We start from the raw sequence: 13,854 nt of genomic DNA, 5'->3' as shown, positions 1-13,854 counted from the left end.
GCAGCCTCGGCCGGTGGCCACCGCGCCGCGGGCCGGTCGTCGGCGCGATCGGGCGGGATGGTTGGATTGGCCGAGACCGGAGGAGCCGCCCGTGACCGCACTCGCGTCCATCACGTCGACGAGCATGACTCTCGACGACCTGACGCGCGTGCTCCTCATCGGTTCGCTCGTGCTCCTCGTCGCGGTCGCCGCCGTGCGGCTCTCGGTCCGCTCGGGCCTCCCGTCGCTGCTCATCTACCTCGGCATCGGCCTCGCGCTGGGCAACGCCGGTGCGGGCATCCAGTTCGACGACGCCTCGACGACACGGGTGCTCGGCTACGCCGCCCTCGTGCTCATCCTCGCCGAGGGTGGCCTCACCACCTCGTGGAGCAACATCAAGCGGTCGGTCGCGCCGGCCGCGGTGCTCTCGACGCTCGGGGTCGTCGTGTCGGTGCTCGTGGTCGCCGTGGCCGCGCACGCCTTCCTGCCGCTGTCGTGGACCATCTCGCTCCTCATCGGCGCGATCGTCTCCTCGACCGACGCGGCGGCCGTCTTCGCGGTGCTGCGCAACGTCGCGCTCCCCCGCCGCATCTCCGGCATGCTCGAGGCCGAGTCCGGCTTCAACGACGCGCCCGTCGTCATCCTCGTCGTCGCGTTCGCCGCGCAGGGCCTGCCGGGCGGCGAGGCCCACCCGTGGTGGGTGCTGCTCTTCGACGCCGCGGTCGAGCTCGTCGGCGGCGCCCTCGTCGGCGTCTCCGTCGGCTGGCTCGGCGGCCAGCTGCTCAAGCGCGTCGCGGGCGCGTCCTCCGCCCTCTTCTCCATCGGGGTCGTCGCGCTGACGGTGCTGGCGTATGCCGTCGGCGCCGCCGTCCACGTCTCCGGCTTCCTCGCGACCTACCTCTCCGCCCTCGTGCTCGGCAACATGGGCCTGCCGAACCGCGCCGCCTTCCAGAGCTTCGGCAACGCCCTGGGGTGGATCGCCCAGATCGGGCTCTTCGTGCTGCTCGGCCTGCTCGCCGACCCGACGCGTCTCACCGAGATGTTCGTCAAGGCGGTTGTCATCGGGCTCGTCCTGCTGCTCGTCGCCCGCCCGCTCTCGGTCGTCGCCTCGGCGTCGTGGTTCGGCATCCCCTGGCGAGAACAGGTGTTCCTGTCCTGGGCGGGCCTGCGCGGCGCGGTCCCTGTCGTGCTCGCCACGGTGCCGCTCGTCACGGGCACACCCGACACCGAGTGGATCTTCGACCTCGTCTTCGTCCTCGTCGTCGTCTTCACGATCATCCAGGGGCCGACCCTGCCGTGGGTCGCGAAGCGCCTCGGCCTCACCGAGCAGGTGCACTCCGTCGACGTCGACCTCGAGTCGACCTCGCTCATGGCGATCAGCGCCGACGTCATCCAGGTGACGGTCGGCGCGGAGTCGCGCCTCCACGGCGTCGCGGTCTTCGAGCTGCGCCTGCCCAAGGGCGCCAACGTCACCCTCGTCGTGCGGGGCGGCGAGGGCTTCGTGCCCGAGCCCCACACGACGATCCGTCACGGCGACCAGCTGCTCGTCGTGACGACCTCGAAGGTCAAGGTCCGCACCGAGCGCCGGATCCGCGAGATCAGCCAGGGCGGGCGCCTCGCCGGCTGGCCGTAGACTGGCGGACGGCCCGTTTCGCGGGCCCGCCTGCCACGCCCCACCCGTCCGCTCCGACCGCCCGAGGTTCCCCAGTGCCGACCTACTCCTACGCGTGCCCCGAGTGCGGTCACGCCTTCGACATCCGCCAGTCGTTCACCGACGACGCCCTGACGGTGTGCCCGGAGTGCGGGGCCCCGCGGCTGCGCAAGGTGATCCACCCCGTCGGCATCGCCTTCAAGGGCTCCGGCTTCTACAAGACCGACTCGCGCGCGTCGACGAAGGGCTCGGGCAGCACGACGCCGACGGAGAAGTCGTCCGGCAGCGACTCGGGCGCCAAGGGGTCGAGCACGGAGTCGGCGAAGGGCTCGACGTCCGGCTCGTCGACGGCGGGCACGTCGGGATCCTCGACGTCGTCGACGTCCTCCTCGTCGGGCTCGTCGGGCTCGTCGGGCAGCGCGTCGTCCACAGCCCCCTGACGCTCCGGGCGGTTGTCCCCAGCCGCGGCCGTATGCCGTCCGGCGGGCCGGGCGACCGCCCTAGGCTCGGGGCATGACGACTCCCGCGACGCCCCCCACCGCGACCCCGCCCGCTCCCGCCGAACCGACCGGGTCCCCGGAAGCGCCCCGCGCCGAGATCGGCGTCATCGGCGGCTCGGGCCTCTACGAGTTCCTCGACGACTACGAGACGGTCGAGGTCGACACCCCCTTCGGGCGTCCCAGCGACCCGCTCGTCATCGGTGAGGTCGAGGGGCGCTCGGTCGCGTTCGTCGCCCGGCACGGCAAGGGCCACCGCTTCGCGCCCCACCGCGTCAACTACCGCGCCAACCTCTGGGCGCTGCGCGCGGTGGGCGTCCGGCAGGTGCTCTCGCCGTGCGCCGTCGGCTCGCTCCGCCCCGAGCACGGTCCCGGCACCGTCGTCGTGCCCGACCAGGTCGTCGACCGCACGTGGGGGCGGGCGCACACCTTCTACGAGCAGGAGGGGCCGGTCGTGCACGTCGGCTTCGCCGACCCGTACTGCCCGAACGGGCGCCAGGTCGCGGTCGACGCGGCGCGCCTCTCGCCGCTGCCCGTCGTGGCCGACGGCACGCTCGTCGTCGTCAACGGGCCACGGTTCTCCTCGCGCGCCGAGTCGCTCATGCACCAGCAGGCGGGGTTCGGCATCGTCGGCATGACGACGATGCCCGAGGCCGCCCTCGCCCGCGAGCTGGCCCTGTGCTTCACGACGATCGCCGTCGTCACCGACCACGACGCGGGCGTCGAGGGTGGCGACGCGGTGAGCCACGACGAGGTGCTGCGGGTCTTCGCCACGAACGTCGAGCACCTCACCGGCATCCTCCGCGACGCCATCGGCCAGCTGCCGGCCCACGAGCCGGACGAGCGGGCCACCTGCCCGTGCCGCCGCGCGCTCGACGGGCTCGAGCTGCCGCTCACCCTGCCCTGATGCCCGAGGAGCGGCGGCCCGCGCCACGTCCCCCGACCCCGCGGACTCGCCGGGCCCTGCGGTCCCCGGAGGCCGGGCGGCCTCGACGGGCGGGGCGGTCCCCTGGGGCCGGGCGGTCTCGACGGGCGGGGCGGTCCCCGTGGGCCGGGCGCGCGGGTGCGCTCCGGCCCGACGGGCCGCGCCGGCGACGGGCGAGGCGAGCCCTCGCGCGCCGGTGGGTCGCCGCCGTCCTCGCAGCCGCAGGGACGCTGGCCGTGGTCGCCAGCCTGCGACCGCCCGCCGCAGCCGGCTCGGGCGTCGCGACCGTCGTCGTGGCACGAGACGTGGCGGCCGGCACCGTCATCGGGCGCGACGACGTCGAGCTGGCACCGCGGCCGGTGGGCGCACGACCGGAGACGGCCCTCGACTCCGTCGACGCCGCGGTCGGTCGGGTGGCGGCCGGCCCGCTCACCACCCACGAGGTCGTCACGGCCGCACGCCTGCTCGGCCCCGACCTGCTCGCGGGCCAGCCCGCGGACCGGGTCGCCTTCGGCGTGCCCGTGCTCGACACCGCGTCGGTCGGGGTGCGCCCCGGCAGCCGTGTGGACCTCTACGCGACCGGCAGCGGTGACCGGGTGGCCGTCGACGTGGCCGTGCTCGCGGTGCAGCAGGGCAGTGAGACCGGCGGCGTCGCGGCCGCGGCGCCCCCGCGGATCACCGTCGCCCTCGACCCGGATCGGGCGGCTGCGGTCGCGCGCAGCCTGGACGCGCTCGACGCAGGCCAGACCCTCGTCGTCGCGCTCCGTCGCAACGGCTCACCCGGGCAGTAGTCTCGTCCCGTCGGGTCCCGTCCCACGCGGCACACCCGCACCAGGACCACCGGTCCGAGCAGCACACGTCGGCACCCGGGTCGCGGGGGCCCAGGAAGGGGATCTCATGCTCAAGGGTTTCAAGGACTTCGTCATGCGCGGGAACGTCATCGACCTCGCGGTCGCCGTCGTCCTCGGAGCGGCCTTCACCGCGGTCGTCCAGGCGATCGTCAAGGGCCTCGTCACGCCGCTCATCGCCGCCATCTTCAAGAAGCCCGACCTCACCCAGGTCGGCACGTTCACGATTAACGAGGCCGACTTCTCGATCGGCCTCATCCTCGATGCCGCCTTCAACTTCATCATCATCGCGGCGGCCGTGTACTTCGTCCTCGTGCTGCCGGTCAACCGGCTCCTCGCCCGCCTCAACCGAGGCCAGGAGGCCGAGCCCGAGGCTCCGTCGCCCGAGGTCATCCTGCTCACCGAGATCCGCGACAGCCTGCGGACCCGCTGACCTGATCCGACGGCGACGGGGCGGGGACCGAACGGTCCCCGCTCCGTCGTCGTCTCGTGGCGGCCTCGTCGCGGCCTCGTCGTCGTGACCTCGCCCGAGCGGTTCGAGGTGATCCCTCGTGCCCGAGCGCGACGGCATACCTCGACCGGCGAGGGCCGCGGACGGTTCGAGGTGATCCGTCGCGCTCTGGCCCCGCGGCACACCTCGACCCGGCGGCCGACGGTGCTCAGCGGTCGCGGACGGGACCGCCGTAGGCCTGCGGACGCTCGTAGTCGCCGAGCAGCTCCGCGAGGGCGAGCGGCCGGGCCGCCTCCTCGTGCCGGCCGGCCCGCTGCAGGGTGCGCCCGAGCAGCAGGTGGGCGTAGGCCTCGGTCGGCGACTCCTCGATGATCCGCGTCAGCGTGGCCTCCGCCCGGCCGAACTGGGCCGAGTGGAAGTAGGCGCGGGCGAGGAGCAGCCGCAGGTCGGTCGTGCCGTGGAGCAGGGTCTCGCCCGACTCGGGCGACTCCACCTCGTCGACGAGCTCGGCCAGCGCCGTGGCGGCGGCCAGGTGGTCGCCCTGCTCGAAGAGACCCTGGGCCATCGAGAGGCGCAGCGAGAACGGAGTCGTGGTGTTCATGCGCCCTCCAACGCCGGCGCGGGGCACGGCATTCCGGCCGACGTCAGGCCACCCGACAGGTCACTCGTAGTGCGGCGGGCGCTGCTCCTCGAGCCACCGGTCACCGACGCCGGAACCCGACGGACGCTCGCCCCAGCCGAGGTCGAGCTCGTCGCTGTTGCGGCGCAGCGCTCCCCCGGGCTCGGCGGCACCGGGCTCCGAGGCGTCCGGGGTCGCGGCGGCGTCACCGGTGCCCTTGCGGAAGACCCTGCGGCGCTTGCGCTTCGGCTTGGGAGCGGCCGCCGGGGCCGACGTCGTCGCCGCACCGGCCGACCGCGACGAGGACCGGTCCGCGCCGGAGGCCGCACCGCCGGTCGTCGCGTCCTGGGCGGCGTCGACCGTGGCGCCCGGCTCGTCCCCGGCCGTGCCGTCCGCGCCACCGGATGCCGGGGCGTCCTCGGGCTCCGGCGTGGCCGGGGGCGATGCCGTGCGGGCGACCGTGACGAGACGGGCGATCTCACGGGCGGGGTCACGGAAGATGTCGGTGCTCCACACCCGCTCGTGCACCCAGCCGAGCCGGGCCAGCTGCTCCGGGCGCAGTCGGTCGCGGTCGCGCGTGCTCGGCAGGGCGGCATACCTCGCGCCGTCGGTCTCGACGGCGACGAGCGCCCGACCGCGGTGGTAGGGGTCCTCGATGGCGAGGTCGATGCGCTGGTCGGCGGTGCCGTAGTCCTCGTGCACGGTGAGGCCCTCGCGGCGCAGACGCTCGGCGAGGTCGTGGCGCAGCGGGTCGTTCGTCACCGTCGCCGTGGCGAACAGGGTGCCCTCGTGGCCGCTGTCGCCCCGGCTCTCGGCGTAGGCGAGGAAGTCGCGCAGCATCGTCGCACCGCGGGCCTTGAGCCGCTCGGGGTCGAGGTCGCTCGCGCGCAGGGCCGAGACGACCGTCATGCGGGCGCGGGCACGCGTGATCGCCACGTTGAGCCGGCGCTCGCCGCCCTCGATGTTGAGCGGGCCGAAGCGATGCAGCACCCGGCCGTGCGGCGTCTTGCCGTAGCCGATCGACAGGATGATCGCGTCGCGCTCGTCGCCCTGCACGCGCTCGAGGTTCTTGACGAAGAAGCGCTCGTCACGGGTGTCGTCGAAGAAGGCGGCGACGTCGGGTGCCGTGCGCAGGGCCGCGGTGACGGCGTCGTCGATGCGGTCGGCGTGCTTGATCCCGAGCGTGATGACGCCGAGCGACTCGCCGGGCCTCGTGCGGGCGTGCTCGAGCACGAGCTCGACGACACGGGCGACCTCGCCGTCGGTCGTCTCGATGGTGTCGACGCCGGGCTGCACGACGGCCTGGCCGTCGACAGGCTCGAAGGTGACCGCCGACTCGATCGAGGTGCCGGGGAACGTCGTCAGGCGGCCGTCGTAGACGGCCCGGTTGGCGAACGCGATGAGGCGCTCGTCGCGGCTGCGGTAGTGCCACGTCAGGTCACGGGTCGGCAGGGCGGCCGCGAGCACGTCGAGCACCGACTCGAAGCCCTCGGTGAGCACCTCGTCGGCCTCGGCCGGCTGCGCCCCGTCGTCGTCCGAGACGACGGTGAAGAAGTTCGTCGGGGGAAGCTGCCGCTCGTCGCCGGCCACGACGACCTGGCGCCCGCGGGCGATGGCGGCGATGGCCTGGGCCGGCTGCACCTGCGAGGCCTCGTCGAAGATGACGACGTCGAACCAGCGCCCGGGCGGCAGGGTCGAGGCGACGACGAGCGGGCTCATGGCCCAGCACGGCTTGATCGCCGTGAGCGTGGCCGCGGCCTGCGGCATGAGGTCGCGCAGCGGCCGGTGCCGCCGGGCCTTGCCCGCCTCGGAGCGCACGAGCGCCTCGTGCGCGGGGTGGTCGGAGAGCACCTCCCGCACGTTGCGGGCGACGGCCGCGCGCACCCGCTCGACCGTCGCGGCGAGGTGGGCGTGGTCGGCCTCGGCGTACTCCGCGGCGTCGCGGCGCAGCCCGGCGCCGTCGTGGGCGCCGTAGGCGGGGTCGCGCAGCGTGATCTCCTGCGCGAGCGAGGCCCACCAGACGTGGTCGACCTCGGCCGTCACGTGGTCGGTGGCGACGCCGCGCCGGGCCAGGTCGTCGACGACGGCTCCGAGGCCGGCACTGCGCACGTCGTCGAGCGCGGCCGTCACGTGCGGCAGCACGGCGATCCGCTCGGGTCGGCCGGCGAGGTCGGCCAGGCGCTCCCGCAGCTCGCGCAAAGGCAGGACGACGAGACGCTCCGAGGCCGGGCCGGTCTGAAGCCGGTCGTCGAGCCACTCGAGGTCTGCCGTCAGGGCGCCGAGGCGCGCGAGGCCCTCGTCGAGCCGGGGCGAGATCTCGGGGCGGCCCCCGCCGCCGACGAGGGCGAACCAGTGGTCGCGCTGCTCGCTCGCCGAGACGAGCTCGCCGTGGAGGTCGGCGGGCGGACGGCCCGGGCGCAGCAGCCGCTTGGTCTGGCGGCGCACCCGCCACCGGGCGAACCAGCCCATGTCGATGTCGCGGTTCTGCCGCCAGTCGCGGGTGCCCGTCGCGGCGATGTGCTCCTTGAGCGGGATGTCGAAGACCTCGGGACGGAACACCTCGAGGGTCTCACGCACCCGCGACATCGTCTCGAAGGCCGCCTTCCAGTCCTCGAGCGAGTTCGCTTCCGGTACATGCGATTCCGAGAGGATGCGGTTGAGCTCACCAGCGGCCTCGTCGAGGCCGCCCGTGCTGTGGCGGGTCGTGATGTCGAGCGCCTTGGCGGCGTCGTCGGGCGTGAGGATCCGCGCGCCGAACCACGGGTCGTCGCCGTCGCGGGTCCACGCGCCCAGCCCGGCGGCGTCGCGCAGCCGGCGCCCGAGCTCGACGGCCCGGGTGCGCGACATCCCCGTCAGGTCGCGCCCGGTGAGGCGCACGGCCGACGTCGGCGCCGGCGTGCGGGTGGCCAGCTCGACGAGCGCCTCCTGCACCTCGTGGGCCGAGACCCCCCAGGGCTGGCGCTCCTCGTGGAGCGCCTTGAGGTGGGCCGTCAGGCGTCCGCGGCGCTCGCGCAGCGTGCTTGTCGTGCGGTCGACGTCGGTGGCGCCGTTCTGCACGGCCGCGTCGAGGCTGCGGGCGAACTGCTGGGCGGTGGCGCGCTTGTTCGTCGTGCCGTCGTAGGCGTCGAGCACGAGGTCGCCGAGGCCGAGGCGGTCGAGCCGCCCGAGCACGGCGTCGATGGCCGCCCGCTTCTCGGCGACGAAGAGCGTCGACTTGCCCTCCGCGGCGAGCGAGGCGATGAGGTTGACGATCGTCTGCGACTTGCCGGTGCCGGGCGGGCCCTTGATGACGAGGTGGGCGCCCGCCCGCACGGCGTCGATGGCGGCGTGCTGCGAGGAGTCGGCGTCGAGCACGAGGTGCTCGTGCTCGGGGTCCGGGTCGGCCTCGGCGTCGGGCAGGCGCATCCGCACCGCCGCGAGGGCGGACTCGTCACCGGCGAGCGCGGCCACGACGTCGTGGTCGGCGAGGGTCGCGCCTTGCAGCGCGAGGTCGGCCACCATCGGCAGCTTGGCGTAGGAGAAGGTGCCGAGCACGAGCCGCGGCGTGATGTCGAACTCCGGCACCCGCGCGCACGCGGACTCCAGCGCGGCGTAGACGGGGTAGGGGTCGAAGCCGTTCGTCGCCGTGGCGAGGTCGGCGAGCGCCTCACCGTCGAGCTCGATGCCCTGCTCGGAGCGGAGGTACTCGCGCAGCACCGGGTTGAACTCGACCTCGGGGCCGAGGTCGAGCTCGAAGTCCTCCTGGGACGCACCCGTCGGACGCAGCACGCACGAGCGGAGCAGCACGGGCGAGGCCGGTGGCCGGGCCGCGCGGGGCACCGACCACGTCGCCATGCCGATCGCGACGAAGCCGGCCGCGATGCCGCGCTCCTCGCGCAGCTCGAGCGCCTTGGCGCGGATCGCCCGCGCCCGCCGCCGGGCCTCCTCGAAGGCGGCCGGCTCGCGGACGAGGTCTGACAGGCGCGTGCGCCGCCCGGCGAGCAGCATCGAGACGCCGCCCGGGTGCGCGGTCGTGAGGTCGAGGGTGCCGGAGGGGAGGTCGCGGTACCAGAGCAGCGTGTTGCGGCCGCCGAGGTCGACGAGGGTGCGCTGCCAGGTCCGCACCGCGGCGGCCACGCGGTCGGCCCGCGGGTCACCCGTGCCCGACTCGGCCTGACGGGCAGGGTCGGTCCTGGGGGCTTCGGTCATTCCTGCAGGCTAACGAACGTTGCCGGCCGTGGAGGACACCGACAGCCCCCGTGGACCCGCAATCCGCGCAGCGGCCACCGCCGGCGGACGACCGACCCGTCGCCGGCTCAGGCAGGCACCGGCACCCAGTAGCGCCGCACCGGCCCGTGCGCCTCGTCCCGCACCTGCTCGAGCACGCCGCCCACGTGCTCGATGGTGCGGGCGGACGCCACGTTGTCGGCGAGGCACGGCACGAGCACGCGGTCGACGCCGAGGGCGAGCCGGGCCTCGACGAGCATCTCGCCGAGCGCCCACGAGGCGAGCCCGCGACGCCGGGCCGACGGGCGCACCCCGTAGCCGATCTGGCCCACGCGGTCGTCGAAGAGGTGGCGCAGCACGATGCCGCCGAGCACCTGCCCGTCCTCGACGATCCACCGCGGGCTGCCGTGAGGCCAGGGCGGGCACGGCGTGCCGTGCGGGTGCGTGCGTCGCAGCCGGTCCCCGACCCAGGCCGCGAAGCCCTCCGGTGAGACGAGGTCCATCTCGGAGCTGATGCCGAAGCCGTCCTCGTGGTCGCCCGGACCCCAGTCGTCCAGGCAGTCGAGGAACTCGCGGTGCAGGGCCGTGGTGGGCAGGACGAGCCGTGGCATGCCCCGAACCTACGCGCCGTGGCTAGGCTCGCGCCGTGCCGACCTGCGACCGGAATGGTCCGCTTCGTCGACGAGCAGCAGCGCGACCCGTTCACCACCTGGTGGCACGAGCCCACCTTCGCCGCCGAGGGGGCGGGGGTGACGCTGATGACCGACACGATCACGTATGCCGCCCCGCTGGGTCCCCTGGGCCGGCTCGCCGAGCGCGCCGTCCTCGACACCTACCTGCCGCGCCTCGTCGGCGAGCGCAACGAGTGGCTCCGCCGCGATCTCGCCCACCGTCCCCGCAAGGACGCTGGCTGACCAACCCGGGCTGGCGCGCGGTCGCCGACGCCGCGCGCCCGCAACACACCGAATAGGTCGCAACGCACCGGCATCCGATCGCGGTGTGTTCGAACCTGCTCGGTGTGTTGCCGACGAGTGGGGTTGGATGGGCCGGTGAGCTCGTGGACCGGGGTGGCGCAGGCGTACGAGCGGTCGTTCGCCACCCTGTGCGGCGGCACGCTCGAGCGGCTGCTCGACGACACCCGCCCCGTGGCCGTGGGCGGCGGCCATCACCTCGACGTCGGCTCGGGCACCGGTGACCTCGCGGCCCGCGCCGCGGAGCAGGGGCGCACCGTCGTCGCCGTCGACGCCGACCCGGGCATGGCCGCGCTTACCGAGGGCGTCGTGCCGGGCCGCGCCGTCCGGGCTGCCCTGCCCTCGCTCCCCTTCGGCGACGGCTGCTTCGACGCGGTGACCGCCAACTTCGTCGTCAACCACGTCGGCGACCCGCGGGCCGCGACGCGCGAGCTCGCTCGGGTCACGCGCCCCGGCGGCCGCGTCGCGCTGACGTCGTGGACGGCCCGCCCGCCCACGTGGTCGGCGCTGACGACGTATGCCTTCGAGGCGGCAGGCGTCGTCGTGGCACCGGGTGGTCGGTTGCCGCCGGAGCTCGACTTCGACCGTTCGGTGGAGGGCCTGGCGGACGTCGCCGGGGGCGCCAAGGGCGCCGGGCTCACCGTGCTCGACGCCCGCGAGCTGCGCTGGGACTGGGCGGTCACCGTCGACAACCTCTGGAGCGGCATCGCCGGCGGCGTCGCCACCGCGGGCCAGGCATACCTGGCGCAGACGTCGGCCGTCCGGGCCGCGGCCGAGCAGCACTTCCGCCGCGCCGCCTCGGAGCTCGCCGACGGCGGCCTGCTGCACCTGCCGAGCACGGCGGCATACGTGCTCTGCGGCGCCTGACGACGCGGCGCGAGCGGCTCAGCGGGGGCGCTGCACGGAGATCTGCACCGTCGCGGGGTCGCCCGGGGCGATGAGCACGTAGCGCTCCCAGCGGTCGCCGGCCGTGTCGGCGCGGGCGCACCACCGCGAGGCCGGTCCGACGACGGGGTCGACCATGCTCGCGGCGGCGTCACCGGGGATCGAGGCGACGACGTGGGCGCCACCGAGTGCGGCCTGGTCGCAGACGCCCTCCGCCGTGGCACGGTCGGTGCGGACGACGAAGAGGAAGCTCTCGGCCTTCCCCGCGACCGTCTGGGTCGCCACCTGCCGCACGTCGGCGCCCTCGGGGAGCCGCAGGCCGGCCAGCTCGAGCGCGTCGGGAGGGGTGTGCGCGACGAGCCGGGCGTCGCTCGCGTCGGTGGCACCGGGCGGCGGGTCGAAGGCGACCCAGCCGTAGCCACCGGCGGACGGCACCGGGGTCGAGTCGCCCTCGGCACCGGGCGACGCGCTCGAGCCGCACCCGGCGAGCAGCGCCACCCCGACGCCCGCGACCACGACCCCGCCCCTGCCCCGACGCCTCATGGGCCCATCATGCCGCCGGGCGAGCCTCAGCGGCGGGCGATCGTCAGGGTCCGGGTGCCGCGCAGGTGCAGGTCGGCCCGGGTGAGCAGGGCGTGCGGACCGGTGTCGTCGAGGAGGGCGGCGAGGGCGGAGGCGTCCTCGGGGGCGAGGCGGGCGTCGAGGCCGCGGGCGAGCCGGTCGAACCAGCCCCGGGCGTAACGCCCGGCGAGCGGGTGCGTCGGCGACGGCTCGTCGACGACGACCTCGTGCTGGTCGAGGACGGTCCAACCGGCGTCGGCGAGCAGCGCGGGCCACGGCGAGCCGATGAGCGGAACGGCGGCCGCGTGCTCGCCTGCAAGCACCTCGAGCATCCGGTCCTCGAGGCCCGGGCGGCCGACCCCGAGGTCCTCGGGCAGGAAACGCAGCGGCTCGTCGAACTCCCACACGGCCACGACTCCCCCGCTGCGGGTGTGCTCGTGCAGCTGCGCCAGCACCCGCACCGGGTCGGCGAGGTGGTGGAGCGACATCGAGGCCCACGTGAGGTCGACGGCAGGGAGGTCGGGCCAGCCCTCGTCGAGGTCGGCGACGAGCGTGCGCACCCGGTCGCCGAGCCCGTGCGCGGCGGCGGCGGCGGTGAGCCGGGCCAGGGACGGCCCCGACACGTCGACGGCCACGACCTCGGCCGCCGGCAGCCGCCGGGCGAGGCCGAGGGAGCCGGTGCCCGTGCCGGCGCCGAGGTCGACGACGTGGAGGCCGGCCGAGGCGTCGTCGCTGTCGGCGTGGAGCGCCGCCACGGTCCGGTCGAGGGCGGAGTCCCAGGCGCCGGACAGCACCTGGCCGTCGAGGTCGAGGAGGTCGTCCAGGGCGCCGGCGTCGTCGCCGCCGTCGTGCCCGTGCGCGTGGTCATGGGTGTGGGCGTGCCGATCGGCGTGCTCGCCGACGTGCTCGCCGACGTGCTTGCCGAGCGGGGGCGTGTGACGGGGGTGGCTCATGACCCCACGGTAGAGGGGTTTGCGCTGCCGGCATACACTCTTGCGCATGCAGCAAGAGGCGGAGGTCGAGGCGGTCATCCGCGCACGGATCCGGGGGCTGCGGCTCGCCCGGGGCTGGTCGCTCGACGTGCTGGCCGCACGCTGCGCGATGAGCCCGTCGACGCTGAGCCGCCTCGAGACCGGCCACCGCCGCATCGCCATCGACCAGCTCGTGCCCATCGCCCGGGCGCTCGGCACGACGATCGACGAGCTCGTCGAGATGGCGCGCGACGACGACGTCGTGATCAAACCGCGGCGCAACGCCGCCCACGGCCACACGACGTGGCTGCTCACCCGCGAGGACGCCCCCAACGGCCTCGTCGTCGCGAAGATGCGCATCACGGCGAAGACGCGCCGCGGCGGCTCGCTCGGCGTGCACCCGGGGCACGAGTGGTTCACCGTGCTGTCCGGCACGGCGCGCCTGCACCTCGGGGACCGCGTGGTGCTCGTCGAGGAGGGCGAGTCGGCGCAGTTCTCGACGATGGAGCCGCACGCCATCACCGCGCCCGACGGCCCGGTCGAGATCATCGTCGTGCTCGACCGCGAGGGTCGCCGCACTCACCTCGACGCCTGAGCGACCACGGCCGAGTGGCGCCGGACCCGGCCGGCTTCGTGCGGCCGGTCCGGCGCCCGAGCCCTCAGCTGCCGGTCGAGACCGCCTGGAGTGAGCCGCCCTTGAAGCGGCGCACCTCCTGCGGCCAGCCGCAGCCCTCCGCCACTCGCCCGGCCCACATCCGGGCCGTCTCGTCGTCGGGAACGTCGACGATGGTGAGCCCGCCGAGCCACTCCTTCGTCTCGACGTAGGGCCCGTCGGTGACGACGAGCTCGCCGCTCGTGGCGTCCGCGCTGGCCGCCTCCTCGAGCTCCTCGACGAGCCCGCCGGCGTAGACCAGGACGCCCTGCTCCTGCATGTCCCGCACCACGGCCGTGGCCGGCTCGACCCGCGTGCCGAACCACGCCTCGTCGTGGTCGCCGACCCACTGCTGGTTGAAGTAGATGAGGTACTGAGGCATCCCTGCTCCTCTTCGTCGGGCAGACCCGGTGCCTGCCGCTACTTACGCTACGAACAGGAACCGGCCGATCGGACACCTGACGCGCAGGAGATCGGATCCACGTCCCGCGCGACACAGCAGGTGCGCCCGGTCGGTGCCGCGCGACCCTGGCGCAGCCCGGGGCCACACACTTCGTGTGTCGGCGCGGCCCGGCGCCCTGCACGAGCAGGGCCGGCGGTCCAGTAACCTGTCCCCGCCGCCCTCGTGGCGTATGGCT

14 protein-coding genes are annotated in these 13,854 nt (G+C 74.8%); 8 read left to right on the top strand and 6 right to left on the bottom strand.

Annotated features, from left to right (window positions below; all coding sequences use genetic code 11):
• Window positions 1-91: 91 nt before the first annotated feature.
• From ABT295_RS17485 to mscL, 5 genes are all read left to right on the top strand, one after another.
• Window positions 92-1,612, top strand: a complete 1,521-nt coding sequence (locus ABT295_RS17485) for a potassium/proton antiporter (protein ID WP_352395673.1) — start codon at window positions 92-94, stop codon at window positions 1,610-1,612.
• A gap of 74 nt (window positions 1,613-1,686) precedes the next feature.
• Window positions 1,687-2,070 (top strand): FmdB family zinc ribbon protein, encoded by a 384-nt coding sequence (locus ABT295_RS17480; RefSeq protein ID WP_352395672.1) that lies wholly within the window; start codon window positions 1,687-1,689, stop codon window positions 2,068-2,070.
• 73 nt (window positions 2,071-2,143) lie between these two features.
• Window positions 2,144-3,034 carry an S-methyl-5'-thioadenosine phosphorylase gene (locus ABT295_RS17475; RefSeq protein ID WP_352395671.1) on the top strand — a complete coding sequence of 297 codons (891 nt, stop codon included), beginning with the start codon at window positions 2,144-2,146 and terminating at the stop codon, window positions 3,032-3,034.
• A gap of 254 nt (window positions 3,035-3,288) precedes the next feature.
• A complete protein-coding gene (locus ABT295_RS17470; protein ID WP_352395670.1) occupies window positions 3,289-3,843 on the top strand; it encodes an SAF domain-containing protein in 555 nt (184 codons plus the stop codon).
• A 106-nt stretch (window positions 3,844-3,949) separates the two neighbouring features.
• The gene (mscL, locus tag ABT295_RS17465) at window positions 3,950-4,333 is read left to right on the top strand and encodes a large conductance mechanosensitive channel protein MscL (protein WP_352395669.1); all 384 of its coding nucleotides are present in this window, start codon (window positions 3,950-3,952) and stop codon (window positions 4,331-4,333) included.
• 226 nt (window positions 4,334-4,559) lie between these two features.
• Here mscL and ABT295_RS17460 read toward each other — a convergent pair whose 3' ends face one another.
• From ABT295_RS17460 to ABT295_RS17450, 3 genes are all read right to left on the bottom strand, one after another.
• Window positions 4,560-4,952 (bottom strand): tetratricopeptide repeat protein, encoded by a 393-nt coding sequence (locus ABT295_RS17460; RefSeq protein WP_352395668.1) that lies wholly within the window; start codon window positions 4,950-4,952, stop codon window positions 4,560-4,562.
• A gap of 60 nt (window positions 4,953-5,012) precedes the next feature.
• Window positions 5,013-9,158: a PDDEXK-like endonuclease domain-containing protein gene (locus ABT295_RS17455; RefSeq protein ID WP_352395667.1), complete on the bottom strand. Its 4,146-nt coding sequence runs from the start codon at window positions 9,156-9,158 to the stop codon at window positions 5,013-5,015.
• 107 nt (window positions 9,159-9,265) lie between these two features.
• Window positions 9,266-9,787 (bottom strand): GNAT family N-acetyltransferase, encoded by a 522-nt coding sequence (locus ABT295_RS17450; protein ID WP_352395666.1) that lies wholly within the window; start codon window positions 9,785-9,787, stop codon window positions 9,266-9,268.
• Between the two features lie 18 nt (window positions 9,788-9,805).
• On the opposite strand from ABT295_RS17450, the gene ABT295_RS17445 reads away from it, so the two are divergent.
• The gene (locus ABT295_RS17445) at window positions 9,806-10,090 is read left to right on the top strand and encodes a hypothetical protein (RefSeq protein WP_352395665.1); all 285 of its coding nucleotides are present in this window, start codon (window positions 9,806-9,808) and stop codon (window positions 10,088-10,090) included.
• Between the two features lie 135 nt (window positions 10,091-10,225).
• A complete protein-coding gene (locus tag ABT295_RS17440) occupies window positions 10,226-11,014 on the top strand; it encodes a class I SAM-dependent methyltransferase (RefSeq protein WP_352395664.1) in 789 nt (262 codons plus the stop codon).
• A gap of 18 nt (window positions 11,015-11,032) precedes the next feature.
• On the opposite strand, the gene ABT295_RS17435 is transcribed toward ABT295_RS17440, so the two are convergent.
• Together ABT295_RS17435 and ABT295_RS17430 are read right to left on the bottom strand one after the other, a co-directional pair.
• Complete coding sequence (locus ABT295_RS17435) at window positions 11,033-11,575, bottom strand: hypothetical protein (protein ID WP_352395663.1); 543 nt, start codon at window positions 11,573-11,575, stop codon at window positions 11,033-11,035.
• Window positions 11,576-11,601: 26 nt separating this feature from the next.
• A complete protein-coding gene (locus tag ABT295_RS17430) occupies window positions 11,602-12,546 on the bottom strand; it encodes a class I SAM-dependent methyltransferase (protein ID WP_352395662.1) in 945 nt (314 codons plus the stop codon).
• 46 nt (window positions 12,547-12,592) lie between these two features.
• Between ABT295_RS17430 and ABT295_RS17425 the strand changes: the two genes are divergently transcribed.
• Complete coding sequence (locus ABT295_RS17425) at window positions 12,593-13,159, top strand: helix-turn-helix domain-containing protein (protein ID WP_352395661.1); 567 nt, start codon at window positions 12,593-12,595, stop codon at window positions 13,157-13,159.
• A gap of 64 nt (window positions 13,160-13,223) precedes the next feature.
• On the opposite strand, the gene ABT295_RS17420 is transcribed toward ABT295_RS17425, so the two are convergent.
• On the bottom strand, window positions 13,224-13,598 hold the full coding sequence (locus ABT295_RS17420) for a YciI family protein (protein WP_352395660.1): 375 nt from the start codon (window positions 13,596-13,598) through the stop codon (window positions 13,224-13,226).
• Window positions 13,599-13,854 lie beyond the last annotated feature (256 nt).

Source organism: Terrabacter sp. NPDC000476, from assembly GCF_040300125.1.
Taxonomy (GTDB): Bacteria; Actinomycetota; Actinomycetes; order Actinomycetales; family Dermatophilaceae; genus Terrabacter.
Note: the sequence above shows the minus strand (reverse complement) of the source record. Positions and strands in the feature narration are given on the sequence as shown.

Excerpts from the sequence above, each read along its gene's own strand:
- ABT295_RS17475 (WP_352395671.1), top strand. The coding sequence starts at position 2,144 with ATGACGACTCCCGCGACGCCCCCCACCGCGACCCCGCCCGCTCCCGCC.
- mscL (WP_352395669.1), top strand. The coding sequence starts at position 3,950 with ATGCTCAAGGGTTTCAAGGACTTCGTCATGCGCGGGAACGTCATCGAC.
- ABT295_RS17460 (WP_352395668.1), bottom strand. The coding sequence starts at position 4,952 with ATGAACACCACGACTCCGTTCTCGCTGCGCCTCTCGATGGCCCAGGGT.
- ABT295_RS17455 (WP_352395667.1), bottom strand. The coding sequence starts at position 9,158 with ATGACCGAAGCCCCCAGGACCGACCCTGCCCGTCAGGCCGAGTCGGGC.
- ABT295_RS17450 (WP_352395666.1), bottom strand. The coding sequence starts at position 9,787 with ATGCCACGGCTCGTCCTGCCCACCACGGCCCTGCACCGCGAGTTCCTC.
- ABT295_RS17435 (WP_352395663.1), bottom strand. The coding sequence starts at position 11,575 with ATGAGGCGTCGGGGCAGGGGCGGGGTCGTGGTCGCGGGCGTCGGGGTG.
- ABT295_RS17430 (WP_352395662.1), bottom strand. The coding sequence starts at position 12,546 with ATGAGCCACCCCCGTCACACGCCCCCGCTCGGCAAGCACGTCGGCGAG.
- ABT295_RS17425 (WP_352395661.1), top strand. The coding sequence starts at position 12,593 with ATGCAGCAAGAGGCGGAGGTCGAGGCGGTCATCCGCGCACGGATCCGG.
- ABT295_RS17420 (WP_352395660.1), bottom strand. The coding sequence starts at position 13,598 with ATGCCTCAGTACCTCATCTACTTCAACCAGCAGTGGGTCGGCGACCAC.